The 25205-nt window shown below is 74.1% G+C and carries 20 protein-coding genes and 1 pseudogene; 9 read left to right on the forward strand and 12 right to left on the reverse strand.

The genetic code is table 11. The annotated features are described in order from the left end of the window. Window positions 1-204 precede the first annotated feature (204 nt). Entirely contained in the window at window positions 205-1443 is a 1239-nt protein-coding gene (locus ACIO5E_RS32345) for a styrene monooxygenase/indole monooxygenase family protein (RefSeq protein ID WP_400674745.1), read from the reverse strand. A 137-nt stretch (window positions 1444-1580) separates the two neighbouring features. Further along, window positions 1581-2333, reverse strand: coding sequence for a thioesterase II family protein (locus tag ACIO5E_RS32350; RefSeq protein WP_400674747.1), 753 nt, complete (start codon window positions 2331-2333; stop codon window positions 1581-1583). 272 nt (window positions 2334-2605) lie between these two features. On the opposite strand from ACIO5E_RS32350, the gene ACIO5E_RS32355 reads away from it, so the two are divergent. After that, the gene (locus tag ACIO5E_RS32355; RefSeq protein WP_400674749.1) at window positions 2606-3556 is read left to right on the forward strand and encodes an SDR family NAD(P)-dependent oxidoreductase; all 951 of its coding nucleotides are present in this window, start codon (window positions 2606-2608) and stop codon (window positions 3554-3556) included. Window positions 3557-3782: 226 nt separating this feature from the next. Here ACIO5E_RS32355 and ACIO5E_RS32360 read toward each other — a convergent pair whose 3' ends face one another. Continuing rightward, window positions 3783-4445 carry an AAA family ATPase gene (locus ACIO5E_RS32360; protein ID WP_400674751.1) on the reverse strand — a complete coding sequence of 221 codons (663 nt, stop codon included), beginning with the start codon at window positions 4443-4445 and terminating at the stop codon, window positions 3783-3785. Window positions 4446-4580: 135 nt separating this feature from the next. Here ACIO5E_RS32360 and ACIO5E_RS32365 point away from each other — a divergent pair, with 135 nt between their 5' ends. Together ACIO5E_RS32365 and ACIO5E_RS32370 are read left to right on the forward strand one after the other, a co-directional pair. After that, window positions 4581-6137 (forward strand): AMP-binding protein, encoded by a 1557-nt coding sequence (locus ACIO5E_RS32365; RefSeq protein ID WP_400674752.1) that lies wholly within the window; start codon window positions 4581-4583, stop codon window positions 6135-6137. Window positions 6138-6275: 138 nt separating this feature from the next. Further along, window positions 6276-6455, forward strand: a complete 180-nt coding sequence (locus ACIO5E_RS32370) for a hypothetical protein (protein WP_400674753.1) — start codon at window positions 6276-6278, stop codon at window positions 6453-6455. Window positions 6456-6536: 81 nt separating this feature from the next. On the opposite strand, the gene ACIO5E_RS32375 is transcribed toward ACIO5E_RS32370, so the two are convergent. From ACIO5E_RS32375 to ACIO5E_RS32385, 3 genes are all read right to left on the reverse strand, one after another. Continuing rightward, window positions 6537-7526, reverse strand: coding sequence for an ABC transporter ATP-binding protein (locus ACIO5E_RS32375; protein ID WP_400674755.1), 990 nt, complete (start codon window positions 7524-7526; stop codon window positions 6537-6539). Window positions 7527-7632: 106 nt separating this feature from the next. After that, a complete protein-coding gene (locus ACIO5E_RS32380) occupies window positions 7633-10437 on the reverse strand; it encodes a hypothetical protein (RefSeq protein ID WP_400674756.1) in 2805 nt (934 codons plus the stop codon). After that, complete coding sequence (locus ACIO5E_RS32385) at window positions 10434-13772, reverse strand: FtsX-like permease family protein (RefSeq protein WP_400674757.1); 3339 nt, start codon at window positions 13770-13772, stop codon at window positions 10434-10436. Before ACIO5E_RS32385 ends, ACIO5E_RS32380 begins: the two co-directional genes overlap by 4 nt. Window positions 13773-14161: 389 nt before the next feature. Between ACIO5E_RS32385 and ACIO5E_RS32390 the strand changes: the two genes are divergently transcribed. Continuing rightward, on the forward strand, window positions 14162-14890 hold the full coding sequence (locus ACIO5E_RS32390; protein WP_400674760.1) for an ABC transporter ATP-binding protein: 729 nt from the start codon (window positions 14162-14164) through the stop codon (window positions 14888-14890). A 114-nt stretch (window positions 14891-15004) separates the two neighbouring features. Here ACIO5E_RS32390 and ACIO5E_RS32395 read toward each other — a convergent pair whose 3' ends face one another. From ACIO5E_RS32395 to ACIO5E_RS32410, 4 genes are all read right to left on the reverse strand, one after another. Beyond that, window positions 15005-15280: a hypothetical protein gene (locus ACIO5E_RS32395; protein ID WP_400674761.1), complete on the reverse strand. Its 276-nt coding sequence runs from the start codon at window positions 15278-15280 to the stop codon at window positions 15005-15007. A 164-nt stretch (window positions 15281-15444) separates the two neighbouring features. Next, window positions 15445-15810 carry a hypothetical protein gene (locus ACIO5E_RS32400; RefSeq protein WP_400674762.1) on the reverse strand — a complete coding sequence of 122 codons (366 nt, stop codon included), beginning with the start codon at window positions 15808-15810 and terminating at the stop codon, window positions 15445-15447. Window positions 15811-16206: 396 nt separating this feature from the next. Further along, window positions 16207-17829, reverse strand: coding sequence for an alpha/beta hydrolase (locus tag ACIO5E_RS32405; RefSeq protein WP_400674763.1), 1623 nt, complete (start codon window positions 17827-17829; stop codon window positions 16207-16209). Window positions 17830-18469: 640 nt separating this feature from the next. Further along, window positions 18470-19351, reverse strand: a complete 882-nt coding sequence (locus ACIO5E_RS32410; RefSeq protein ID WP_400674764.1) for a phenylalanine 4-monooxygenase — start codon at window positions 19349-19351, stop codon at window positions 18470-18472. A 123-nt stretch (window positions 19352-19474) separates the two neighbouring features. Here ACIO5E_RS32410 and ACIO5E_RS32415 point away from each other — a divergent pair. Then, window positions 19475-19707, forward strand: a pseudogene (locus tag ACIO5E_RS32415) (IS1380 family transposase); the annotation flags it as partial. Window positions 19708-19879: 172 nt separating this feature from the next. On the opposite strand, the gene ACIO5E_RS32420 reads toward ACIO5E_RS32415, so the two are convergent. Beyond that, window positions 19880-20629 (reverse strand): IS4 family transposase, encoded by a 750-nt coding sequence (locus ACIO5E_RS32420; protein ID WP_400674766.1) that lies wholly within the window; start codon window positions 20627-20629, stop codon window positions 19880-19882. 152 nt (window positions 20630-20781) lie between these two features. Beyond that, the gene (locus ACIO5E_RS32425; RefSeq protein ID WP_400674767.1) at window positions 20782-21396 is read right to left on the reverse strand and encodes a TetR/AcrR family transcriptional regulator; all 615 of its coding nucleotides are present in this window, start codon (window positions 21394-21396) and stop codon (window positions 20782-20784) included. A gap of 136 nt (window positions 21397-21532) precedes the next feature. Here ACIO5E_RS32425 and ACIO5E_RS32430 point away from each other — a divergent pair, with 136 nt between their 5' ends. The 4 genes from ACIO5E_RS32430 (at window position 21533) to ACIO5E_RS32445 (ending at window position 24872) form a co-directional block, all read left to right on the forward strand. Continuing rightward, a complete protein-coding gene (locus tag ACIO5E_RS32430) occupies window positions 21533-22708 on the forward strand; it encodes an FAD-dependent monooxygenase (RefSeq protein ID WP_400674768.1) in 1176 nt (391 codons plus the stop codon). 131 nt (window positions 22709-22839) lie between these two features. After that, window positions 22840-23361 (forward strand): MarR family winged helix-turn-helix transcriptional regulator, encoded by a 522-nt coding sequence (locus ACIO5E_RS32435; protein ID WP_400674769.1) that lies wholly within the window; start codon window positions 22840-22842, stop codon window positions 23359-23361. 165 nt (window positions 23362-23526) lie between these two features. Then, the gene (locus ACIO5E_RS32440; RefSeq protein ID WP_400674770.1) at window positions 23527-24009 is read left to right on the forward strand and encodes a hypothetical protein; all 483 of its coding nucleotides are present in this window, start codon (window positions 23527-23529) and stop codon (window positions 24007-24009) included. A gap of 8 nt (window positions 24010-24017) precedes the next feature. Next, the gene (locus ACIO5E_RS32445) at window positions 24018-24872 is read left to right on the forward strand and encodes an NmrA family NAD(P)-binding protein (protein WP_400674771.1); all 855 of its coding nucleotides are present in this window, start codon (window positions 24018-24020) and stop codon (window positions 24870-24872) included. Window positions 24873-25205: the final 333 nt, after the last annotated feature.

Below are 25205 nucleotides of genomic sequence, written 5' to 3' on the forward strand. Positions count from 1 at the left end.
TCACGGGTGCGACGCACATCAAAGCGCGTACGGCCGGGTGAGTCGAGAGACGCGGCCGAATTCGGCGCGCCCGGGTCAGTCCCCGATCACGCCGACCACCGTCCGGCGGCCTGCCGAAAACCCTGCCGGACAGGCCCCAGAGCCTGTCTGCGAACCCCCCGCGTGAACAACCCGCGGGTCAATACACCTAGGGCCGGACAGGCCCTAGCCGCGGACCGAGGTCAGGTAGGCCGCGGTCAGGTCGGGCGTGGCCAGCCAGGCGGCGTGGTCGCTCGGCTCCGCGTAGGTGTTGGCCAGTCGGCGGGCGACCGCCTCATGCTCGGCGGCGGCCGCGAACACGCCCTGCACGTGGTCCGGCACGGTGAGCATCGCGGCGGTGAACCCGACCGCGTGCCGGGTGTGCCGGCGCCAGAACCGCTCGGCGGTGCGGCACATCCAGTCCGCCGTGAAGGGGGCGTCGCCGTGCTCGACGATCGCCCGCAGGTACGCCTGCGCCGCCAGCGCGGCGCTGTTGGCGCCCTGGCCGGCGATCGGGTCGTTCACCACCACCGCGTCGCCGAGGCCGAGCACGTGGACGGCGTCGACGCCCGCGCCCAGCTCCGCCACCGGCCGGCGGACCACCGGGGTCACCGCGCCGGACAGGCCGGCCCCGGCGTCGGTCGGCTCGGCGTCCGCCCACAGCTCCGCCTCCCACGGCAGGTGCTCCTTCAACAGCGAGCGGATCCGGGCGAGTTGGACGGCAGGCGCCGGGCCGTCGCCGAACACGTCGAGCGGCCCGCCGGGCAGCGCCTCCCACAGCAGGATCGCGCAGGGGCCGGAGAGGGTCAGGGCCGGCTGCAGGTACAGCTCACCGAGGCCGGGCAACGCGTGCATCCGTGCCCGCGGCTCGGTGGCCGGATCAGGCGAGCCCACCCCGTGGACGTACAGGCAGGACAGCGCCCGCTGCGGCCGGTCGAACGGCGAGCGGGCGGCGTCGCGCTCGAAGACCTCGGCCAGTTCGCCGCGCCCGGCCGCGACCACCGTCAACTCGTGCCGCCGGGCCAGCTCGAGCAGGCCGTCCCGGTCCAGCGAGCGGTTCTCGACCCGGCCGCCGCGCTCCGCCAGCAGTTCCAGCCAGCGCGCCAGCTTCAGCCGCTGGTCCACCGACTGGGCGGGCTCGTCGAGCGTCATGGTGAACTCCAGTGCCCGTACCCCGGGCGGCACCGCGAGCGCCGCCCGGACGGCGTGGACCGCGGGCGCCTCGTCCGCCCACAGGTCCAGCCCGGCCGCCGCCTCGGTGCGCAGCGCCGGGCCGAACATCGCCTGCGTGGACAGCACCCGCCCGCCGCGCACCTGTTCGGGCGTGCGCTCGGCGACCAGCGTCACCTCGTAGCCGGCGGCCACCAGCCCCAGTGCGAGCTGCAGGCCGGCCTGGCCCGCTCCGACGACGGCGATCCGGCGCATGGCGGCCTCCCGGTGGGCGGTTGCGGCTGAGGGGTGCGGCTGACGGGCCGTCGGCGGCGCGGCCGACGGCCCGTCACGCAGGCACAGTAGCCGAGCCGCCGGGGCGCGTCACCGGGGCCGGGACGGGCCCGGCCGCCTCAGTCGCGCAGGTGCGCCGTGAGCACCTCGACCACGGCCGCGGTCTGGTCCGCCACGTAGAAGTGCCCGCCCGGGAAGACCCGCAGGTCGAAGCCGCCGGTGGTGTGCCGGTCCCACTGGGCGGCCTGGTCGACCGTGGCGTTCGCGTCGGTCTCCCCCACCAGGGCGGTGATCGGCTGCGGCACGGTCGCGTCCGGCGCGCAGCGGTAGGTCTCGATGGCGGTGTAGTCGGCCCGCAGCGCCGGCAGGATCAGCTCGCGCAGCGCCGGGACGGAGAGGATCCGCTCGTCCGTCCCGCCGAGGCGGACGATCGTGTCGAGCAGCCCGTCGTCCGACAGCCGGTAGACGGCGGTCTCCCGGGGCAGCGAGGGCGCGCGGCCCGCCGAGACGAACAGGCGCTCGGGCCCCGGGAGGCCGTCGCGGGCGAAGCAGCGGGCGGTCTCGAAGGCGACGGCCGCGCCCATGCTGTGCCCGAAGAAGGTCATCGGACGGTCCGTCCACTCGCGCAGCTCGCGGTAGAGCTGTTCGGCGAGTTCCGCCACCGAGTCGATCGGCGGCTCGGCGAAGCGGTTCTGGCGGCCCGGGTACTGGACGGTGAGCACGTCGGCGTGGGGCGCGAGCGCGTTGGCGTACTCCATGTAGTAGCTCGCGGAGCCGCCTGCGTGCGGGAAGATCACGATCCGGGCCGGGGCGGAGTCGGACGGGCTGAAGCGGCGGAACCACGGGTTGTCGACGGCGGCGCTGCTGGGCATGCGGATGCTGACCTCTCTCCGTAACGGACTCTGCTGGTTCCAGTCTCGCAGGGGTCCGACCGGTGCGGGTCCCGAACGGGGCGGTTTGATGATCTTGGAGTGCTGTCGGTGGGTGACGGCGATCTGTCAGCGGTATGCCGGTTCCACCTGTGACGGTGGGGGTCTGACGGTGCCCGCGGTCCCGAGCGTTCGGAGAGCCGGCGGGTTCCGTACCCCCGCGGGTTCCGTACTCCCGCGGGTTCCGTACTCCCGAGCGTCAGGAGATCGTCGTCATGTCGTCCGTAACCCAGAACCGGCCGTGGGACGCCCGTCGGCCGCCGTCCGGCGCCGGGAGGAACGTCCTGGTCACCGGGGGCAACGCCGGTATCGGCTACTTCGTCGCCGAGCAGCTCGCCGGCACCGGTGCCGGGGTCGTGCTCGGCTGTCGGGACGCCGGCCGGGCCGAGGCCGCCATGGCCTCGATCCGCTCCCGCGTCCCCGGGGCGCTGGTGCGCCACCTCCCCTTGGACCTCGCCGACCTGCCGTCCCTGCGGACCGCCGTCGACGGACTCGCCCTCGACCGCCTCGACGCGGTCGTCCACAACGCCGGGGTCGCGCTGGACGATCCGCCGCGTCGGGAGACCGCTGCCGGGCACGAGCTGATGTTCGCGACCAACCACCTCGGGCACCTCGCGCTCACCCGGTGGGTCGCGCCCCTGCTGGCGGCCGCTCCGGCGAGCCGGATCGTGACGGTCGGCAGCTTCGCGGCACGCTCGGAGCGGCTGGACCCGGACGACCTCCAGTCGGCCGTGGACTACCGGCCCAAACGCGCCTACGGCCGCTCGAAGCTCGCGCAGATGACCTTCGGTTTCGAACTCGACCGACGCCTCCGCGCCGCCGGCAGCACCGTGCTCAGCGTGGTGGCGCACCCCGGCGGCGCCCTCGACTCCCTCACCCCGTCCCGCCCGCCGGTGCACGTACGCACCACCGGCGAACGGTTGCGCGGCCTGCCGGCCGGGCTCCTGGTCCAGGGCAAGGACCGCGGGGCGTGGCCCATCGTCCGGGCCGTCCTCGACCCGCAGGTACGAGGAGGAGAGCTCTGGGGCCCGGGCATCCTCGGCCTGCGCGGGGCACCCCGCCGTGAGCCGGTTCAGGCCCACATGGCGGACCGCGCCGTCGCCGCCCGCCTGTGGGCGGCCGGCTGCGAACTGGCGGGCGTCGAGCCGCACCTCGGGCTTCTGTAGGGCGGATCCGGTCGTGTCGGACAGGTCCGCACCGGCACTTCGTACCGCCGTCACTCCCAGAATCCCAGCCGGCCGACTCCACCCACGGGTCCGGATCGGTCACCCAGCCGGCCGCGAGGACCGGCCCGGTGACCCGGTGAACGACGAGGAAGCCGAAGGGCATGGCGAAGCAGACCTCCACCTGGTGGAACGCGGCGACGGACGGACGCCGCGGCCAGCAGGGGTCTCAACCCGCCGTCCCGAAGCGGACGGCCGCCGCCCGGGAGCGGGAGACGGCATCGAGGAGCAGCACGGACGCCGCCTCCGGGGTCGGCATCGGCCCGCCGGAGCGCACGTGCCGGGTGAACGCGGCGAGCAGGCGGTCCAGGCCCCGGCGGTGGCGGGCGAAGGCGCGGGCGGAGGCGTGGCGGCCCCGGGCGCGCTGGCCGTCGAGGGCGGTGGCGGCGCCGACGTCGAGCAGCACCAGGTGCAGCCGTCGGCCCTGTCCGGCCGCCTCCCGGGCGAGCCAGCGGCGCATCCAGGCACGGCTGCCGCAGTCGTGCACCAGCAGCGGCCCACCGCGCCGGACGGAGGCGCGCAACAGCCGGAAGTGCTCCAGCCGGGCCCACGGCCGGTAGACCGCGTAGGGCAGGCGCGCGGGCATGACGGCCTCGCAGGCCTCGTGCACGGCGCGCGGGTCCACGGTCGGCGCCGCCCCCGCTCCGGCCCAGCGCCGCAGCAGCGTGCTCTTGCCCGCGCCCGGCAGGCCCGACACGACCACGACGGCATCGGACGGATAGCGCACGGTGAACGCCGCCCCGGCCACGCCGCGCAGGTCGACGACACCGCGCGGCCGTTCCTCGCAGCCCTGCCCGCCCGGCGCCTCGGCCGTGCCCTTGCTGGTGCCCACCTGTCCCCCGTCCGTGTCCGACCGGGAACCCTAGCAACTCCCCGTCACCCCCGCGTCCCGCCGGCGCCGAGCCCGAGGTGAGATCCGCCGCATCACCCCACCTATGCTGACGACCCATCAGAAGGAGGCTGGGGCATGGCGGAGTCGGATCCGACGTACACCGGGCGGGTGTTGGCAGGGCTGGAGCGGGATCCGGGGCGGGTGGCGGTCCGCTGCGGGGAGCGGGCGCTGACGGCGCGGGAGTGCCTGGACGGGGTGTACCGGCTGGCGCGGGCGCTGGAGGGTGCCGGGCTCGGGCGCGGGGACGGGGTGACGGTGCTGGCCGGGAACCGGCCGGAGGCGGTGCTGGTGCGGTTGGCGGCGAACCTGCTGGGGTGCCGGGTGGCGATGCTGCATCCGGACGGCCCGGTCGGGGAGTCGGTGGCGCTGGCCGGGTGCGCCGGGACGTCGGCGCTGGTCTTCGATCCGGCCCGGGGCTCGGCCGCCGCCGCGGGGATCGCCCGGGCGCTGCCCTCGGTCGGCCTGTTCGCGCTGGGCCCGTCCGCCCTCGGGACGGACCTGCCGGCGGCGGCCGCGTCCTGCCCGCCCGGGCCGCTGGCGCCGCGGTACCGCCCGGAGGACGTGATGGCGGTGCGGTTCACCGGCGGGACGACCGGTCGGCCGAAGGGGGTGGCGCGCCGGTTCGCCCGGCCGCCACGACCGCCACTGCTGTCCGGCGCGACGTTCCTGCTCTGTACGGCGCTGTGCCACGGCGGCGGGACGACGGCGGATCTGGCGCTGGCGGCGGGCGGCACGGTGGTGCTGCAGGAGGGCTTCGCCGCCGAGGCCGTGCTGGCCGCGATCGAGCGGTTCCGGGTGTCCCGGGTGTACCTGCCGCCGCATCTGCTCTACCGGGTGCTGGACCACCCGCTGCTGTCCAGGACGGACACCGGCAGCCTGCGGCGCGTCACGTACACGGGCTGCCCCCCGTCGCCGCGCCGGTTGGCGGAGGCGACCCGGCGGCTGGGCCGGGTGTTGCACCAGACGTACAGCCTGACGGAGTGCGGGCCGGTCACCCGGCTGAGCCCGGACGAGCATCTGGACCCGCGGCTCCTGCTGACCGCCGGGCGCCCGTTCCCGGACACCGAGGTGCGGATCGTGGACGAGGACGGCGCCGTGCTGGCGCCGGGCCGGACCGGGGAGATCTGCGTCCGCACCCCGACCGCGATGGCCGGCTACTGGCGCGACCCGGAGCTGACCGCCCGGGTGCTGCGGGACGGCTGGCTGCACACCGGCGATCTGGGCAGCCTGGACGCGGCCGGCTATCTGACGGTGGCCGGGCGGCGCGATCCGATGGCGATCGTGAACGGGCACAACGTGTTTCCCCGGGACGTCGAGGAGCCGCTGCGCGCGCACCCGGAGGTGCGGGAGGCGGTGATGTTCGCGACGGTCGACGCGGACCGGCTGGAGCGGGTGCACGCGGCGGTGGTCACCGTGCCGGGCTCGCGGGCGACGGCGGCGGAGCTGCACCGCTGGGCCCGGGAGCACGGGGGGCGGCGGTGTGCCCCGGACACCGTCCTGGTCGTGCCGGGGATCCCGCTGACCGGGGCGGGGAAGCCGGACCTCGGCGCGCTGCGGGCGTTGGCGGAGCGCCCGGAGGGGAGGGCCGGCACCACCGCAGGGGCGCGCGAGGGAGCATGGCGCGCCGGGTAGATGCTTCGAGCGCCCGCGCGGGCGACCTCTCGCGCGGCGGACGACGGGAAGAACCGCTTTTGGACACTCGACCGTGCGGGCCGAACTGCCGATACATCCCGGCGGCGTTCCTCCGCACCGTCCCCAGGAGGCACTTCCTTGACCTGGCTACGCGTCCTGACCGCCCTCGGAATCCTCACCGTCGCGGCCAGTGCCCTGCTCGTCTTCGCCCTCTGCACCGCCACCGCCCGAGGCGAGCGCGCCGGCGAGGACGCGCCCGACCTCCGCGCCGACGCCGAGGGCAGCGGGCTCTTCCAGCGGATGGGCGGCGACACCTAAGACCGACCGGCCCTGGCGGCAGCCGGCGCCCGCCCCTCCCCCGTACCCGCCCCCTCAGTGCCCGGACGTCGTACCCGCCCCTCAGTGCCCGGCGATGTCGTCCGGGCGGACCTCGATGTGGTCGGCCGCGAGGTCGACGGCCACCCGGTGCTCCATCCCCAGCGCCTCCAGGAACTTGACCGGCAGCTGCACCCGCCCGGTGCGGTCCAGCATCACGTACTCGCGCTCGTTGACCGACTCCTCGCCGTGCTCGTCCGTGACGGTACGGCGCAGCACCTCGCTGCTGGTCCGGCCGTCCCGGATGGCGACCGTGCGGCGGACCTCGCCCGCGACCATCGGGTCGTGGGTGACGATCACGACCGTGGCTCCGAGTTCCCGGTTGACGGTGCGGAAGGACTCGAAGATCACCCCCGCGGTCTCGGAGTCCAGCTCACCGGTGGGCTCGTCGGCGAGCAGCACCGGCGGGTTGTTGGCCATCGCCACCGCGATCGCGACCCGCTGCTGCTGGCCGCCGGAGAGTTCGTTGGGGCGGCGGTGGGCGAGCTCGCCGATCTCCAGCGCCTCCATCAACTCGGCCACCCGGCCGGCCTGCTGCTTGGCCCGACCGGCCCCGCCCCGGCGGCCGCGCAGCTGCATGGGCAGGGCGATGTTCTCGGCGGCGGTGAGGAAGGGCAGCAGGTTGCGGGCGGTCTGCTGCCAGATGAAGCCGACCACCTCCCGCCGGTAGCGCAGCCGCTCCCGCGCGGGCATCTCCAGCAGGTCGCAGCCGGCGACGGTGGCGCTGCCGGCGGTCGGCACGTCGAGCCCGGCCAGGATGGTCAGCAGGGTGGACTTGCCGCTGCCGGAGGCGCCGACCAGGGCGACCAGGTCGCCCTGCTGGATGGTCAGCTCCAGACCCTGCAGTGCCTGGACCTCGACGCCCTCGGCACTGAAGATCCGCACCAGCCGGTCGCAGACGATGGCCGCGCCCTCGCCGTACGCCCTGGGCGCTGCGGCGGCGAGTGCCCGCTGTTGGAGCTCCTGCAGGCTGGGGGCCTCGACGGCCGGCCGCTCCTGGGGAGTGCTCTTCACCGCTCGTCTCCTGTCTTCACAGTCCTGGAAATCTCAACGACCTTGACGGTCTTCACAGTTCCGGCGGTCCACACCGGTGTCACGACCGGTACCGCTGTTCCCGGCGTCACCGCTGGTCCCCCGCCCGTAGTTCGGCGGAGATCTGGCGCCGGCCGGTCACGGCCGTCTCCAGCATCACCGCGAGGCAGACCACCAGGGCCAGGCCGGTCGTGGGCAGCAGCACCGGCAGCAGGGCCGGGGTCAGCGCGTCGCCGATGTCCGCACCGACCAGCGCCGACAGGTTGAAGGCGGGCCCGAGCAGCCAGACCGCCGCCACCGCGACCAACCCGCCGCCGACGGCCGCCGCCAGGGCCTGCGGCAGCGTCTCGGTGATGATCAGCGCCAGCCCCTGCCGGGGCCGCAGGCCCATGGTGCGCAGCCGGGCCAGCAGGGCCGCCCGCTCGGGGGCCGCCCGGACCAGCGTCAGCAGGACGGCGAGCAGGGCGAAGCCTGCGCCGGCGGCGCCCGCGTACCAGAACAGCTGGACGGCCGAGTGCTGGAGCGGATCGGCGGCGAGCACGGCGGCCGCCTCGCGGCTGCTGCGCACCGTGTATCCGGGGGGCAGGCCGTGCGAGCCCTTGCCGGCGGCCACGGCCTCGTCCCTGATCAGCTTGGCGAGGCCCTCCGCGGCGGTCAGGCCCCGTTCCAGGACCAGTCCCCTGACCTGCTCGGGGTCGACGTCGCCGACGGACAGCCACTTGTTCGTCCGCTTGAGCTCCGGGAGACGCTCGGCGGCGGGCCCGGCCGGCACGACCATGAACGGCTTGCCGGGGTCCGGCAGGGCGGGGGTGCCGGCGACGATCCCGGCGACGGTGGTGCGCAGTTGGCCCCCGTTGGGCGTCCGCAGTCGGGGCGGCCCGGCGGCCAGTTGCTTGGACAGGCCGGTGCTGAACAGCGCCGGTACCGGGGTGTCCGGACCGCCGGGGGCGCCGGCGAGCAGCGCCGGGTCGAACTCGCCCACCCCGAAGGTCCGGGCGATCTCGGCGTACGCCTTCGGCTCGGCCACCACCAGGATGGCCGAGACGGACTCCTGGTCGGCGCTGATGAGGCTGGCCCCGTTCTCGACCCAGACCCCGGTCGAGGCCCGCACGCCCGGCAGCTGGGCGGCCGCCGTGGTGAACGTCTCCGGCAGGGTCGCGTAGATCGGGACGGCGACGGAGACGTCTCCGCCGGTCGCGATCCGGGCGGCGCGCAGCCGGACGGTGTCCACGGTGTCGAGCACGGTGGCCCCGAAACCGGTCGTGGTGACGGCGATCACCAGGGCGAGCAGCGGCAGCGCGGAGGGTCGCCGGCGGCCCGAGGTGTCGCGGGAGGCACGGGCCAGCCCGAGGAACCCGATCAGGCCGCGGCCGCGCCCGGCGAGGGCGGCCAGCCAGCCGACCACCACCGGCTGGACCCGGGCCAGCAGCAGGCCGCCGGTGACGGCGAGCAGCAGCGGCGCGGCCACCACCAGCGGGTCCAGGCCGGCGCCGGCGGGGGCGGCGCCGCGCCGCCGGACCTCGGCCACCGCCGCGGCGGTGACGGCCAGGAAGGCGAGCTCGCCGACGAGCCGGCGCCATCCGGCGACGGCCTTCGGCAGCGTCAGCAGCACGGCGGCGCGGGCCGGGAAGGCCAGCACGGCGAGCAGGGTCGCCAGCAGGGCCGCGAGCACCGCGTTGCCCCACCGGGGGGTGGGCAGCAGCACCAGGGCGAGTGCGGTCCCGAGCACGGCGGCGGGCAGCACGGTCGCCATGCCCTCGCCGAGCAGGCGCAGCAGCACGCCGCCGCGCGAGCCGCCGCGGGCCTGGAGCAGCCGGATCTCGGCGGTGCGCCGGTCGGCGGTGAGGGCCGCGGCCAGGCACAGCACCACCACGGCGACACCCGCCACCCCGGCCGGGCCGATCGCCGCCAGCGGCGCCGAGGCCTCGTAGCGGGCGGTGGCCCGGGTGAAGGCCTCGGGCAGGAGGGAGCTGACGCGCAGGTCGACGCGGTTGGTCTGGCGCGCGAGGCCGGTGGCGCCGCTCCCGCTCAGGTAGGAGCCGACCGTGCTGCGGGTCCGGGCCAGTTGGTCGGCCCGCAGGACACCCGGATCGATGGGCAGCCGCCAGAAGTTCTGGACGTTCTTGCCCCAGCGGACCAGCCCGGGCAGGCTGCCGCCGTCGATGAGGCCGGTGGTCTTCCACCCGAGCTCGGCGCCCCCGCCGTCCAGGCAGGCACGGGCCGGGCAGCCGGCATCCTCCCAGCTCGGGTCGTCGGGGTTGTTGACGCGGTAGAGGCCGACCACGCGGGACCGGACCGGGCCGGTCACCTCGCTGCCGTTGTCGATGACGTCGCCGAGCTTGACGCCGATGGTCTCGGCGGCCTTCTGGCTGATGGCGATCGGCAGGGGTGCGCCCTCGTTCGCGGGGCTCGGCCAGGCGCCGTCGACCAGGCTCACGAGGTCGGTGAAGCCGTGCACGTACATCAGGTCGAGCTGCGGCGCACGGTTGTCCGACAGCTTGGCGTAGCCCTTGTTCAGCATGGGCCGCGAGGTCTTGGTCCAGGTGCCGTAGAGCTGGCCGGACTGGCTGAGCGTCAGGTTCCGGCCGATCTCCGCGGTCAGCTTCTGCTGCACGGTGTCGAGATCCGTGGCGGTGTCGCTCAGGTTCGGCTGGGCCGTGGCCAGCAGGCTGGTCGAGGTGACGCCCAGGTGGCGGACGAAGTCCCGCAGTGCGCTGTCCGCACTGCGGTCGGTGATGCGCGGGATGGCCGCCGCCATGAACACGGTGACGAAGGCGAGCGCCGCCGTGAGCAGGGCGGCCAGCGGCGTCGCGCGCAGCCGGGTGCGGACCCAGGGCGCGGGCCGCCGGGCGGCCGAGGGGGTGGGCACGGTGGTGCCGGCCTTGGTGGTCACATCTCCTCCACGTGGCGCAGCCGGGCGGCCACGTCTCGACGGCGGCGTCCGATCAGGAAGGCCGACAGCAGGGGGACGACGGCGATCGCGGCCGCGAGCAGGAGGGCCTGGCCGAGCGGCAGTTCGATCAGCGCCTCGGGTGTCGGGCGGCGGGCTGCGGACGTCAGCACGACGAACGGAACGATCAGGTGGACGAGCAGGGCGCCGAGGCCGAGGCCGACGGCCCCGCCGAGGACGACCAGGACGCCCTGTTCGGCGGCGATGGTTCGGGTGATCTGCTTGCGGGGGGTGCCCAGGGCGAGCAGCAGGGCGGAGTCCCGGGACCGTTCGCGGGCCGAGGCGGCCACGGCGGCGCCGAAGCCGATCGCGGCGAGCACGGCGGTGACGACCGCGATGACCAGGAGCGCGCTCTGCGGGGCGGCGCCGACCGGGTCGCCGAGGAGGCCTTCGGAGACCTCCTCGTAGAGCTGGATGTCCTGGGTGCCCGGGGCGGCGCGCAGGGCGGCGGCGGCCTCGGCGGGAGTCCGGTCGCCGGGGCCGGTGGCGGGTAGCCACCACTCGGCGCGGTTCGGCAGTTCCTGGCCCTGCGCCGCCAGGACGCGGGCCGTGCCGGCGAGGTCGACGACGAGGGTGCTGGGGCCGGACGCGGGCAGGGCGTTGACCACGGCGGTGATCTTGACCGCGAGGGGGGATCCGCCGAACGGCACCTGGACGGTGTCCCCGACCGAGGCGCTGACAGCCTTCAGGTAGTCGTGGGTGGCGACGCCGGGCACGGTGGCCGTCCCGCTCGTCCCGGCCGGGCTGACGATGGCGCGGAGCGTCTCGCCGAGGCCGTTCGCGAAGCGGTAGCGGATGGTGAACAGCCGGTCGGCGCCGATCGGTTCGGATCCGAGGGCGGCTGCGGGCCCGGGCGCGATCTCGCGGCTGTCCCGGACGCCGGGTGCCGTCGCCGTCCAGGCGAGTCCGGCCGGCACCGGGACGGCGGTCGCGGGCCCGTCGGCGCTGTCGGAGACGGACAGCCGGCGGATGGTCACCTCGCCGTCGGTCCGGTCGCCGAAGGAGACGATCGCGCCGACCATGGTCAGCGGTGCGGCGGCCGAACCGATCGGGGCGTCGACCAGCGTGGTCAGCGAAGCCGAGACCGTGGTGTCGCCGTTGAACGGCAGCGTGGAGAGCGAGGCCTTGTGGACGAGGCCGAAGCGGTCGCGCAGCAGCAACCGGACCTCCGGGCGGACCGGCGGGCGGGTCGTCCCGTTGGCCATCTGGACCTGCTGCTCCGGCTGGTGGACGGAGAGCTCGGCGTCGATGCGCAGCGGATGGCCGGGCAGTTCCAGTCCGCCCTTCGAGGCGGCTGCGGGCGGGGCGAGCGGCGCGAACGCCTCCTCGCGGGTGTGCCCGCCGAGCAGGTCGGAGCGGACCGGGACGCGCTCCGCGAAGGCGGCGGTGTCCAGGGCCACCAGCTGTCCGTTGCCCTCGGGCAGGGACTGGTCCGAGCGCACCACCGGGATCAGCCGGTCGCCGCCGGGCAGGGCCCCGTAGCGGCCGCCCTGGCCCATCAGTGAGCTGTGCGAGGCGGAGATGCGCAGGCCGCCGAGCGTGCTGAAGGAGGCCTGGTCCCGCTGGGAGGCGGTCCAGGTGGCGTGCTGGCCGAGCGCCAGCACGCCGGTGGCGACGGCCATCACGAGCAGCAGCACCGGGCCGGTGGCGCGGCCGGGTCGGCGGGCCAGCTGCCAGCCGACCATGGCCGGGCCGAGGCCGCGGCCGCGGGCGGCCATCCGGGCACCGAGCCGGGCGACCAGCGGCAACAGGCGCAGCACCACCAGGGTGCCCGCGCACAGCGCCAGGGTCGGGGTGGCGACCAGCAGCAGGTCCACGCCGAGCCGGCCGGAGGAGTCGGTGGACAGCCCGCTGCCGTACTGACCGAGCTGCTGGTAGGCGAGCACGGCCAGGGCCAGCACGGCGAGGTCGCCGCCGTTGCGCGCGAGGCCGGAGACCAGGGCCTGGCGGCGGCCGGAGCGGCTGCGCAGAGCGGCTCCGGCACCGCGCAGCAGGCTGGGCAGGGTGGCCAGCAGGATGCAGGCGAGCGCGCACAGCGCCGCGATCGGCCAGAGCGTCCAGCTGACGGCGGTCGTCAGGCGCACCTCGTGGGCGCTCCCGAAGCCGGCCAGGGCGCGGACCAGGTACGGCGTCAGCAGGGGCGCGAGCAGCGCGGCCGGGAGTGCCAGCAGCAGCGACTCCAGGGCGGTGAAGGAGCCGAGCCGGGCGCCGGAGGCGCCGCGGGCGGCGAGCAACTCGTTCTCGGCCGTCTGTCGGGTCGCGATCAGATTGACCACCAGCAGCAGGGCCGCGATGGCGAGGACGGTCAGCTGCAGGGCGCCGATCAGCAGGGTGGACCGGGCGACCATCATGCTGGAGGACAACTCGCGCATGATGTCGGGCAGCTCGGTCCGCGCGCTGAGCCCGGCGCGCGACTGCAGGTCGTCGGCGAGGGGCTGGGCGCGGTTGCCCATGGCCTCGGCCGTGGACTGGTTGACGCCCGCGAAGTCGGCGTCGAGCAGCCAGCTGCGGCTGCTCTGCAGCAATCCGGCGGTGGTGAAGACACTCTGGTCGACCAGCATCGGACCGTAGGTGGTGAAGCCGCCGACCTCGACCTCGTGGCCGCCGACCGGGTCGATGTGCCAGTACGCGTCGGTCGGGTCCGCGGCGCGGTAGACACCGGTGATGCGGACGGTCAGCGGCTTGCCGTCGAGGCGGTCGGTCAACTGGACGTCGGCGGGCAGTGCTTGGGCGGTCAGGCCGAGCCGGGTCAGCATGGTCTGCGGGACGGCGGCCTGTGGGGCGGTGCTCTGGACCGGGCCGGAGGCGGCGGCGGGCCAGGCTCCGGCGACCAGTCGGGCCCGGCCGCGGTCGACGTCCGCGAGGACCGTCAGGTCGGGCTGGGGCGCGGCGCCCCGACCCGAGGTCGAACCCGGTGCCGAGGTCGCACCGGAGGGCGCCGGCTCACCCGCGCCGGCGGTGCCGGCCGGCAGGCCGTAGGAGCGGCTGCGCAGCAGGCTGTCGGTGCGTACGGGCAGGTCGCCGAAGAGGTGACCGCGGTAGGCGGCGATCTCCGCCTCGTCCTTCGCCCGCTGGTCGAGCCCGTGCCCGGCGATCACCGTGACCGTGGTCCGGGCATGGCCGGCCCCTTGGAGCGTCTGCCGCAGGCCGGCCTCTCCGACGCTGCGGTTGAACGCCACCAACGCGGTCAGCACCGCCGTGGTGATCAGTACTGCGAGCAGCACGGCAGCAGCCAGCGGCAGTCGCCCGCGCAGTCTGCGCACGACGAAGCCGAGCATCAAGTTCCTCCCCCGGTCACGTCCCCGGTAGCATCCCGGCCCACCCGTCGGCCCGTTCTCGGCACACTTCCGCCACGGATCGACACATGTCGGGCACATCGATGCAATGATCACCGGCATTTGATCACCGGATAGCGGACGACTCTGTCAGATCCGATCCAGGAACGGAAGGGACTTGCGCGAATCAAGTAAGTAATGAGCAAATTCCTTGCATTGGCAGCACCCACACTCGGGATGCGCGCCAAAACGCCATGCACATTTCATAACTCAGGCCCTACGGCCCGCCTTTGGGAGCGCGGATCGCTCGTCGGAATCGCAACCCGAAACCGTGAACCCGTGGCGCCGCGAATCCGTTGACACCGGGTAGACACACATAGGGGGAAGCCACAATGACGCAGCATCAGGCCACCGCCACCACCACCGCGCCCATGGTGGCCGTGACCGACCTCCGGCGCAGTTTCGGCACCGGCGAGCGGACCGTGCACGCGCTGCGCGGTGTCTCCTTCTCCATCGGCCGCGGCGAACTCACCGCGCTCAAGGGGCGGTCGGGCTCCGGCAAGACCACCCTGCTCAACCTGGTCGGCGGCCTGGACGCCCCGACCGGTGGCAGCATCGCCCTGGACGGCACCGACCTCGCCGGACTGAACGAGGACGGCCGGCTCGCCCTGCGCCGGGAGCGGATCGGCTTCGTCTTCCAGTCCTTCGGGCTGATCCCGATGCTCACCGCCGCCGAGAACGTCGGCGTGCCGATGCGGCTGCGCAAGGTCTCGGCGGCCGAGCGCGAGGAGCGCGCGCACACCCTGCTGGCCCTGGTGGGCCTCGCCGACCACGCCAACCAGCGGCCCGGCGAGCTCTCCGGCGGCCAGCAGCAGCGGGTCGCCATCGCCCGCGCGCTCGCCAACGACCCCGGCCTGATCATCGCCGACGAGCCGACCGGACAGCTGGACTCGGAGACCGGCCGCTCGATCATGCAGCTGCTGCGCGCCGTGGTCCGCAGCGAGGGCGTCACCGTGCTGGTCGCCACCCACGACCCGACGCTGATGGAGCTCGCCGACCGGGTGATCGAACTCCGCGACGGACGGATCGTCGAGGAGGAGGCCACCGGGCAGGCCGCCTAGCGCACACCGACGGACCGGGGCGCCCGGCGGCGGACCGGGCCGTCCCGCGCCGGACCGGCCGTGTGAGGTGCTTGGGAGCGCTCCGAGCCGGGTCGGCGCATCCGCCGGCCCGGCTCAGAGTCCCTTGAGGGCCGCCTCGCAGGCGCGGCACCGCCGGGTGCGCTGGGACGGCGGATACCACGGCTCGCCGGGCCCGGCCGGGCGGTAGGGCTCCCGTTCGAGGCCCGCGGTGTCGATGCCGCAGAAGGTGAGCGGCCCCGGATCCTCCGGCACGTCCGGATCGGGCGGGGCCGCGTGCACCCAGCGCACCCGCGCGCTCACGTCGACCTCGCCCGCGTCCAGCACCTCCGTGGACGGCTCCAGCTCGACCAGCACGATCACTCCGCTCATACCTCGACCCTGCGCCCCGCCGACGGCTCGCGCATCCGGTGGGGCCCGGACCGGCGCCGGTCCGGGTGGCCCGGACGCCGACGCAGGCGCGGGGCCAGGCGCGGGGCCAGGCGCGGGGCCAGTCGTGGCGGCTGTCGTGGCGGCTGTCGTGGGCGCGGAGCCGGTCAGGCCCCGGGCAGAGTGATCGACTGGACGTCTCCTCCGCGTCCCCGTACGCCTTCGTCCGCTGCAGCCGCAGGCAGTCCCCCTTGCAGCAGAGCCGCTGGCGCCGCCGGGAGAGCAGGCCGCACCCGCCGCCGTGGACGGTCGGCCGCAACCCGCCGATCCAGCGCCCGGTTCAACTCGACCACCGCGTCGGCCTCGTTGCCCATCAGGCGGATGTAGGCGGGGCTGCTGCGCCCGCGCTGCTTGAAGCCCTGGCCGAGCGTCTGGCGGCGGGGGTCTCCCGGCCGGATCGACTGCCCCCTCGGCAGCTCCCGGAGCGCCCCGGCGTCACCCGGGAATCCCGGTTCGGAGAATTCGCGCTGCATGACCCGACCGCACTTGCTCGGCGAGGAGAGAAGCTGGCGGCGGCACGCTGGCACGGGTATTCACGTTTGTGAATCTGTTAACGAATTAGTGTGACAGTACGTCACTTCCCTCGAACATCAGCAGGTTCCGTGCTGATCCGGGCCCCGACAGCCGGTTGTCAGTGGCGTCGGATATGGTCACCGACAACTGAGGAAATCCCGTTCCGAGGAGGTTCGATGACGATCTCCCGCCTTATCGACGCCGCCATCCGAGGCCTCCGCCGGAATGCCCGGAATACGCGGATGTGGTGGCCGGCGCCGCCGACCACCACATCCGTTCACGCACACCTCAGGCGTCCGAGGGCCGATCGGTCGGACCAGCCGTGCCGGCCGGGGCCGACCAGCCCCTCAGCCCCTTCAGACCGCCGGGAAGATCTCCGCGTCCGGCTTCAGCAGCTGGCCCGGCTTCGGCGCGGTGCCGTCCACCAGGTAGCGGGTGACCAGCGTGTTCAGCGCCGTGCTGCGGCCGACGGCGCAGTGCTCGATCGAGTCGACGCTGACCAGCACGGCGTTGCCCAGCTGCTGCTGCATCCGCTGGGCGAACTTGTACTGGGTGGCCGGGTCGTAGAGGTTGCCGATCACCATGACGGTGTTCGAGGTCTTCTTGTTCCACGGACCGCTGAAGCGCTCGGCGTCACGGGCCGGGGCCGGCCAGCTCGCGCAGGCGGGCGCGTCGAAGGCCTGGTAGCGGCCGAAGGTCGGCGACTCCTTCTCCCACGCCTTGGCCGCGTTCGCGAAGACCCGGTCGTTCGACGGGTACGGCTTGTCCTGGCAGTTGACACCCATGTAGGAGTCGTCACCGGTGTACTCGGAGTCGGCCGGAGCCTCCCGCAGCGCCCGCGGGGCGTTCACCGCGAGGATGTTGGCGTCCTCGTCCGAGACGGCCGCCTTCGGCGCGAGCAGGGTGGCCGCGGCCGGCTTCTGGATCAGCTGGTACGTCGCCTGCAGCGACTTGGCCAGCGGCGCCAGCTTGGCCTGCGAGTACAGCGCGCTGGCCACCTCGCTGGTGAAGGTGCTCAGCGTCACCTGGGAGCCGTTCGGCAGGGTGACCGGGCTGGTCCGCAGGTGGTCGCGGAGCTGGTCGAACTTGGCCCGGGTGTCACCCTCGCCGAAGGCGCAGCGCGGGGCTCCGGCGGTCTGGCAGCGCTTCAGGAACTCGTCCAGGGCCAGCTCGAAGCCGCCCGCCCGCTGGCGGTCGTACTCCAGGCCGTTGTGCAGACGCAGGTTCGGGTCGACGTTGCCGTCGACGATGACCGCGCGCACCTTGTTCGGGTACATGCCGGCGTAGGTCGCGCCGATCAGGGTGCCGTAGGAGAAGCCGGCGAAGGTGAGCTGGGAGTCACCGACGGCGCGGCGCATCCGGTCGAGGTCACGGACGACGTTGATGGTCGACATGTGCTCGATCAGCGGGCCGGCGTTCTTGCTGCACGCGTCGGTGTAGTCCTGGTCCGCGTCCAGCGTCTCGTCGATCTCGGCCTTGGTGACCGGCACGCCGACCATGCGGCCGTTGACGGCGTCGGCGTCCTCCTGGGTCTTGAAGCACTTGAGCGGATTGCTGCGGGCCACGCCACGGGGGTCGAAGCCGATCAGGTCGAACTTCGACTGCACCTCGGCGCCGAAGCGGGTGGTCGTCGCCCACATGTAGCCACTACCGCCCGGGCCGCCCGGGTTGAGGAACAGCGAGCCGATCCGCTTCGACGGGTCGCTCGCCCGCCGGCGCATCATGGCGATGCCGACCTTCTCGCCCGACGGGTTGTCGTAGTCCAACGGCACCGGGTACACGGCACAGTCGTAGATTCCGGGGTCCGGCTTGGTCGGATCGGGGTTGCACGGGGTCCAGTTGACAGGGTCGACCTTCGCCTCGGCCGCAGCCGCACCCGGCACCTGGTCTATCGGCGCCGCCGATGCCGCGACGGCACTGCCGGTAACGAGGGCGAGTGCGCAGCTGACCGCTCCGGCCAGCGTGGATATACGGGACAAGGAACCTCCTCCGTACCTCTGAAAGGGCGGCCCCAGCCTGTCAGTCCGAGATCTCCATGTGAAGACCTGGAAGCACCGTAAATGTTTCGATGCGATCCCGTTCTCGACCGGATTATTCTGTGAATGAACCAACTTGACGGTTGATTGACCTAACGATTGGTCATTACGAGTCCCCACCAGCCGCGTCGGCGCGACCCTCGACGGGCTCCAATGCCCTAGCCTGGCGGCTTCATCTGGGGTGCGGTTACTTGCGGGCAGAAGTGTGCAGGAGGCTCCTGGCCTGGGGCGATGTGCCTTGTGAAGGGCTCGCTCGACCCAGGCGGGTGCACGTTCTGCGTGCTGGCGGGGAGGGTTCTGCCACGCCCCATCGGCATGGGTGCATGGGACGTGCGATTCGAGGCCCCGGTCGGTTCCGGCGGCCGTGATCAGCAGGCGCCACGAGAAGACGCCGTGGAGCCCGGTCATGGGTCGCTGCCAAGCCGGGGTGTCGGCGCACGCCCCCCGATGACCGGGCCCAACGCCCTCGTGCGGCTTCCGGTCCCCTCGGTCACACGCAGGCAGTGCTGAGCAACTGGTCGGCCAGCTCCGGAGCCCGCCAGCGGAAGGCGGAGTCGGGCGCGCTGCGCCCGGTGGAAGCCCCCTACCGGCGGACACTCCTAGCGGTCCCCAGTCGGGCCCCGGTGTCGTCGTCGAAGTCCTCGCAGAACGCGGCGAGGGCATCGGTGAGGTGATCCATCGAGCGTGCGGCGAACAGGACGGGCTGGTACCCCTCGACCCGGTACGAGGTGCCTGCCATCGCGCGCAGGTCCCAGTCGCGGATCTCGCACCAGGGCAACCGGCGCAGCTCGCCGGGCGAGGAGAGCAGGGCCGCGCCGTACGCCTTGACCGCCCCGGCCTCGGTGACCACGCCGCATTCGAGGGTGTACCAGTACACCCGGCTGAGCAGGCTGAGGGCTTCCTCGGTCCGCACTTGTGCGGCTGCCCGGCCGACCAGGCGGTACAGCTCGGCGAACCGGGTCGAGGCCAGGTGGACGCCGTGGCCGAACACGTCGTGGATCACGTCAGGTTCGGGCGTGTACAGCGGAGCTGCGGGGTGCCGGACGAACTGCACCGCGTGGAAGTAGCCGTGCCGCAGCGCCCCCAGGAACCTCCGGTTCGGCACGAAGCCACCGGCCAGGGTGAAGTCGAATCCGGTCCGGGCCCGCAGGTGCGCCCCGACCTCGCCGTGCTGCGGGATGCGGTCCGCGGGGATGCGCGCGTCCTCGCGGGCGGCCAGCACCGCCCGGCACGCGTGGGCCCGCAAGGCGGGCTCCAGCGCCGCGTGGACCGTGCGCCACGTCGCGTGCTCCGCAGTGCGGTACGCGACCGACGGCGAAGGGTCGCCGACCCAGTGGCTGCGCGCCAACGCGACGAGCGCGCCTCGCCGCGCCAGATAGCGGGGGTCACGCAGACCGGGGTGCAGAGCGACAGGAGCGAGCCTGCCGTCTGACGTGACCGGGACCAGCTCCGATGCATCGCTCATGGCTTCTACCGTTCCCCGGTGGGACCGTGAATCACCATCAACGACTCCACGGCACCCCGGCTGGGCTGGAACGATGAGGCTTGCCCAAGGTCTGCGTCGTACCAGCGGGAAGGAGCTTTCTGCGTGCACACCGCCGGGGCACGTCCCAAGCTCGTCGTCACCTCCGACGGCCGTGGGGTGGTCGTCACGCCGGCTCGCGCCTGCTCGCCGACCTGGCCGACGCCACCGGCCTCACCGGCGCGTTCAGCAACGCCCTGCGCCGACTGCGCCCGCGCGGCACCGGACACGACCCCGGCCGCGTCGCCGTGGACCTGGCGGTGATGCTCGCCGATGGCGGCGAAGCCATCGGCGACCTGACCGGTTCGCGAGCGGGCGCCTGCTCGGGGTCGAGGATGGTGCTGACCAGCCGGTAGACGGTCGCATCGCCGGTGCGGGCCAGGGTGTACTCGACGACCCGCACGGTCACCGGGTTGCGGCGGCTCCTGCGGTCTGGTTCGACGTGGACGGTACTGAGGTAGGAACCGTCTTTCAGGACCCGCATGACCGGCAGGGCGGCGTTCGCGCGGACCCGCCACAGCAGGGGTCCGCGCCGCTCGCCCTGGCGGCCTGCCACAGCTCGAACCCGTAGAAGCCGCGATCGGCCAGCAGCAGCATGCCCTCCCGCAGGTGGGCGAACGGCTGGCGCGACAGCGCCTGCTCGCCGACCGACAGCGCACCGACCTCCGCGCCGAACACGGCGTGCGTGCCGCATTCGGTCGGTGCCACCACCCTGGCCTGCGGGAACGCGCCGATGCCGCATCCCGTGCCCGGGCGGCCGAAGTGCGCGTCGTTGGCCTCGGTGTCCGCCAGGTCCAGGGTCGTGCCGTCCACGGCGACCAGGTGCCAGCGCCGGTGCCGGGCACCCGTCGTCTCGGGCACGGCCAGCGGGCGGCACACCCGCGCGAACAGCACCTTCAGCGGCTCGCCCCCCAGCCGGCGGCGGGCCCGGCCGATCGCGGCGGTCGTGGGCACCCGCCACGACCGCCGCCCGTCCCCAAGCCCCTCACCCAGCAGCCGGGCGACCTCCTCATAGCCCTGCCCGAAGAACAGGCACATCGCCAGGACGAAGTACACGACCACCCGTGCCGGCGGCAGACGGCTGCGTTTCCCACCCCGCCCGGTCTCGGCGATCACCTCGTCGACCAGCCCCGGCGGAAACGCCTGGGTCAGCACCCCGATCGCGATCCGGTCCGATATCCGCTCACCCGCAGGCGACTGGACCTGCCCCGCCCTCGCCACACCACAACCAACGAGTACACGGACCACAAAGTCACCAGCATTGCCCCTAGGGGCGCCCGGCCACGCGCCGGAACTCCGCCATGCCCGGCCGCCTGAGCACCACCCCCGCGACGATCAGCGCGGCTCAGCCCACCCCAGATGAAACGCGGAGGCTAGGCTCCGCCCGCTCCGCGCAGCGCGGCCGCCACCAGGCCCTGGATCTCGTCCGTCCGGACTTCTCCGCCGCCCACCAGCCGGTCGAAGACCAGCCCGTCGATGCAGGCCAGCAGTGCGGTGGTCCGCCCGTCGGGGTCAGGCACGCCCCGGCCGGACAGGAAGGTCCGGACGGCGGCGCGCGCGGCGTTCTCGCGGGGGACGAGGATCTCGCGAAGTTCGGGGTCGCGCACGCTCTCCACCGCGCAGGCGTACCGTGCGAGCGAGCGCCGCCGCCCCTCACCGGTCAGCCGCCGTCGCGTCAACTCCTCTATACCCTGGATCAGTTCATCGGCCGACTGGACCGTCGCCCGCTCCCCCATCGCCTGCAGCTCACCCTGGTCCAGCTCGACCAGCCGCCGCACCAGCGCGGTGAGCAGCGCCTGCCTGGTTCGCAGGTAGGCCGAGGTGGTCCCGACCGGCAGTCCGGCCGCCGCGTCGACGGCCCGGTGAGTGAGGCCGCGCACGCCCGCGTCCGCCAGTACGCCGATCGCCGCGTCCGCGAGCACGGTCCTCCGGTCCGCCCGCCCCTCGCCGCGCGCGTCGCCCTGCCTCTGGTCCCCATCTCGCCTCATCCCCCCTTTCTACCTGCACCCCGGCCCCCGGCCCGCACGCCCTGCCACCACCCCCGGCCCCGACGGCTGCGCGTGAGCCCGTAGTACGCTCCTTCTACATCTGTAGAAACGTGCGGTGACACGGGAAGGACCGGGCATGAGCAGCAACAGCGCGGTGGTGGTCGGGGGCGGGATCGGCGGGCTGGCGAGCGCCATCGGTCTCCGGCTGGCGGGGTGGGACGTGACCGTGGTCGAGCGGGCGGCCGTCCTCGACGACGCGGGCGCGGGCATCTCGCTGGCCGCCAACGGGATGCGCGCGCTCACCACCCTCGGGGTCGGCGAGGCCATCGAGGCGGCCGCGCGACGCCAGTACACCGGCGGAACCCGCACGCCGGACGGCCGCCGGCTGGCCCTGATGGACGGCGCCGCACTGGAGCGCGAGCTGGGCGCCCCGATCGTGGGCATCCCCCGCGCCGCACTGCACCGGATCCTGCGCGAGGCGCTGCCCGCGGAGTCGCTGGTGATCGGCGCGGAGGTGACCGATGTGGACACCGCACACCCCTCCCGGGTCCGGGTGACGCACGGGGACACCACCCTGGACGCGGACCTGGTGGTAGCGGCCGACGGCATCCACAGCCGCATCCGGCGCCGCCTCTTTCCCGCCCACCCCGGGCCGGCGTACAACGGCTCGACGGTGCTGCGGGCGATCACCGAGCGCCCCGTCGACGGCCTGACCGCCGACTTCGAACTGACCTGGGGGCACGGCGCCGAGTTCGGTCACATCGCCTTCCCGGACGGGCGGGCCGAGTGGCACGCCGTCCTCAACGCCCCGGCCGGGGTCCGCTACCAGGACCCGCTGGCCGAGGTGCGCCGCCGCTTCGCGCACTGGCACGAGCCGATCCCGGCACTGCTGGCCGCGACCCGGCCGGAGGCCGTGCTGCACCACGACGTCAACGAGCTGGCCACCCCGCTGCCCTCGTACGTCGCGGGCCGGGTCGCCCTGCTCGGCGACGCGGCGCACGCCATGGCCCCGCACCTCGGGCAGGGTGCCTGCCAGGCCCTGGAGGACGCGGTGACCCTCGCGGCCGCCGTGGCCGAGGCCCGGAGCGTCGAGGCGGCGCTCGCCCGCTACGACGCGCAGCGGCGGCCGCGCAGCCAGACGGTGGCCCGGGACGCGCGCCGGGCCGGCCGGATGGGGCAGCAACTGGCCAACCCACTGGCGGTCGGCCTGCGCAACGCCGCGATCCGCCTCACCCCGCCCGGCGCGATGGTCCGGACCGTCCTGAAGCACGCCGACTGGACGCCGCCCCGGATCACCCCCCGAGCGGCATAGACCGGCCCCGGCCACGCCCAGACCCACGCACCCACAAACCCCACACCCACGCACCCCGCGCTCCCGCGCACCCGGACACACGCCGACCGGTCGACTTGACCGGGAAACTGATGAGGCGCCATATTACTTTCATGACGCAACACCCCGACGCCGGCAGTGGCGCCCCCACCCTCGATCAGGCGCGGCGCCAGATCGCCCGGTACGGCCTCACGGCCGACCCGCAGGCGGTCCTGGTCGCGGCCCGGCTGATGGCGGCGGGCGCCCGGATCGGCCAGGCCGGGGAGGTGCACTTCGCCCGCTTCGGCCTCTCCACCGGCCGCTACCGACTGCTGGCCGACCTGGAGGACCACGGCGGCGAGAAGTCGCCCTCCCAGCTCGCGGCCGGCCTCGGCGTGTCGCGGGCGACCGTGACCGGCCTGGTGGACGGCCTGGAACGGGAAGGCCTGGTGCTCCGCCGCCCGTCCGCCGAGGACGGCCGCGCCAACGTGGTGGTCCTCACCGCACGCGGCGCGCAGCGGCTGCGCGATCTGGCGCCCGAACACTTCGCCCGGATGCAGGCGCTGGTCGGTGGGCTCTCGGTCGAGGAGCGCACCACCTTCCTCGACCTCCTGGCCAGGGTGGTCGCGGGCGCCGACGCCCTGACCGCGGACTGACCACCCCCTGACCCGCGGACTGACCGCGGGCCGAGCGCAGACCGACCCCCGACCCGAGCGACAACGGCGGGCCACCCCATCGGCGGCCCGCCACCTTACGACCCAATAGTTAGCCACCTAAGTACAAATAGTTAGGTACCTAACCACTATGCCGAGAAGGAACCCGTGAGCAAGAAAACACCCGGCGCACCGCCGCCCTTCACCCTGTGGCGGGAGGTCCTGGCCGCCTACGCGATGCCCGCCGTGATGGCCGGCATCGGCGGAGCCGTCACCCGCCAGCCGCAGCTGATGATCGCCGCGGCCACCACGATCGGCGGCACCTCGGCCGTCGTCGCCGCCCTGGTCGGCTCCGCACTGCGTCGCCGTCCCGCCCGATCCCTGACCGGCCGGGCACCGCGCGCCCTGCTGGCCCCCACCCTCGGCCTGGCCGCCGCGGCGGTCGCACTCGCCGTCGGCCTCACGGCCGCGCACTGGCTGCCACAGCTCCCCGGGCTCGCCGCCAACCCGTGGCCCGGCCGCCTCCCGGTCGACCTGCCGGTCTCGTCCGCGATCGCGGCCACCGTGATCGCCTGGCGGTGGCGCGGCAGCCGCCCGGCCCGCTCCCCGCAGCACCGACTCTCCGTCCAACCGGAAAGGCAGACAACGTGATCGTCATCATGGGTGCCGCAGGCGCCACCGGCGGTGCCACCCTGCGCAGCCTCGCCGCCCTCGGCGCACCGAGCCGCGCGCTCAGCCGCGACCCCGCCCGCCTCGCCGCCGGACTCGACGACCGGACCCTCGCGCTGACCGAGACGCTCCCGGCCGACGCCGCCGACCCCGACTCGCTGCGCGCGGCCTTCCGCGGCGCGCACCAGCTCTTCCTCACCATGGCCAACGGCCCGCGCCAGGTCGAGCACGAGCTGGCCGCGATCGACGCGGCCGTCGAGGGCGGCGTGGAGCACATCGTCAAGGTCTCCGCACCCGCCGCCGAACCGGACTCCCCCGTGGCCGTCTCCCGCGGCCACCACCTGATCGAGGAGCGCCTGCGCACCTCCGGCCTCACCGCGACGGTGCTGCGGCCGTACGCGTTCATGCAGAAGCTGCTGCCCCTGGCGCCCGGTGTCGCCGCCGCCGGGGTGGTGCACGGCGCCCTGGGGCAGGCCCGGTGCAACTACGTCGACGCCCGGGACATCGGCGATGCCGCGGCCGAGGTGCTCACCCGCCCGGAGCTCGCCGGCGGGACGTATCCGCTCACCGGCGGCCGGGCATACAGCCACCCGGAGCTCACCGGGCTGCTCGGCGAGCTGCTCGGCCGCCCGGTCCGCTACCTCGATCTGCCACCGGCCGGGCTGCACGCCCACCTGGTCGAACGGGCCGGGATGCCGCCGTGGCTGGCCGCCCACGTGGTGGAGATCCAGCAGCTCGCGGTGGTCCGCAGGGAGACTCCCGACGACACCCTGACCCGCCTCACCGGGCGCGCCCCACGCACGCTGGAGGCGTTCCTCCGCGAGCACCTGCACCGCTTCCGCTGACCCCTCCGACACCGTGGTGGGCCTGGTGAACTGGCCGGCGCCGGCCCGGCGAACAGGCCGGAACCGGGCCGCACGCCGGGCCCACCACCCGAACGGAGCAGCATTCGCTGTGGCATGGATCACGGCGGGGATTTCGACCTGACGATCCGTCAATTCGACTGACATCCAGTCACATCACTGCCGAGCCTGCTCAGTTGTTGACTGATGAAACGTCAGATCCGGCCATTCACGGCCGAGTTGGGTCGGGTGTCGGGCCGTACGGTGCCTCACGCCCGGGGCTACCATCGGTCGGGTTGTCCGCTCCGGCCCCGGAGTGGGGTCACCCGGTCAGGC

The organism is Kitasatospora sp. NPDC087314, from assembly GCF_044744365.1.
GTDB lineage: Bacteria > Actinomycetota > Actinomycetes > Streptomycetales > Streptomycetaceae > Kitasatospora.

Excerpts from the sequence above, each read along its gene's own strand:
- ACIO5E_RS32430 (WP_400674768.1), top strand. The coding sequence starts at position 21,533 with ATGAGCAGCAACAGCGCGGTGGTGGTCGGGGGCGGGATCGGCGGGCTG.
- ACIO5E_RS32390 (WP_400674760.1), top strand. The coding sequence starts at position 14,162 with ATGACGCAGCATCAGGCCACCGCCACCACCACCGCGCCCATGGTGGCC.
- ACIO5E_RS32400 (WP_400674762.1), bottom strand. The coding sequence starts at position 15,810 with ATGCAGCGCGAATTCTCCGAACCGGGATTCCCGGGTGACGCCGGGGCG.
- ACIO5E_RS32410 (WP_400674764.1), bottom strand. The coding sequence starts at position 19,351 with ATGAGCGATGCATCGGAGCTGGTCCCGGTCACGTCAGACGGCAGGCTC.
- ACIO5E_RS32355 (WP_400674749.1), top strand. The coding sequence starts at position 2,606 with ATGTCGTCCGTAACCCAGAACCGGCCGTGGGACGCCCGTCGGCCGCCG.
- ACIO5E_RS32350 (WP_400674747.1), bottom strand. The coding sequence starts at position 2,333 with ATGCCCAGCAGCGCCGCCGTCGACAACCCGTGGTTCCGCCGCTTCAGC.
- ACIO5E_RS32385 (WP_400674757.1), bottom strand. The coding sequence starts at position 13,772 with ATGCTCGGCTTCGTCGTGCGCAGACTGCGCGGGCGACTGCCGCTGGCT.
- ACIO5E_RS32395 (WP_400674761.1), bottom strand. The coding sequence starts at position 15,280 with ATGAGCGGAGTGATCGTGCTGGTCGAGCTGGAGCCGTCCACGGAGGTG.
- ACIO5E_RS32435 (WP_400674769.1), top strand. The coding sequence starts at position 22,840 with ATGACGCAACACCCCGACGCCGGCAGTGGCGCCCCCACCCTCGATCAG.
- ACIO5E_RS32425 (WP_400674767.1), bottom strand. The coding sequence starts at position 21,396 with ATGAGGCGAGATGGGGACCAGAGGCAGGGCGACGCGCGCGGCGAGGGG.
- ACIO5E_RS32445 (WP_400674771.1), top strand. The coding sequence starts at position 24,018 with ATGGGTGCCGCAGGCGCCACCGGCGGTGCCACCCTGCGCAGCCTCGCC.
- ACIO5E_RS32345 (WP_400674745.1), bottom strand. The coding sequence starts at position 1,443 with ATGCGCCGGATCGCCGTCGTCGGAGCGGGCCAGGCCGGCCTGCAGCTC.
- ACIO5E_RS32365 (WP_400674752.1), top strand. The coding sequence starts at position 4,581 with ATGGCGGAGTCGGATCCGACGTACACCGGGCGGGTGTTGGCAGGGCTG.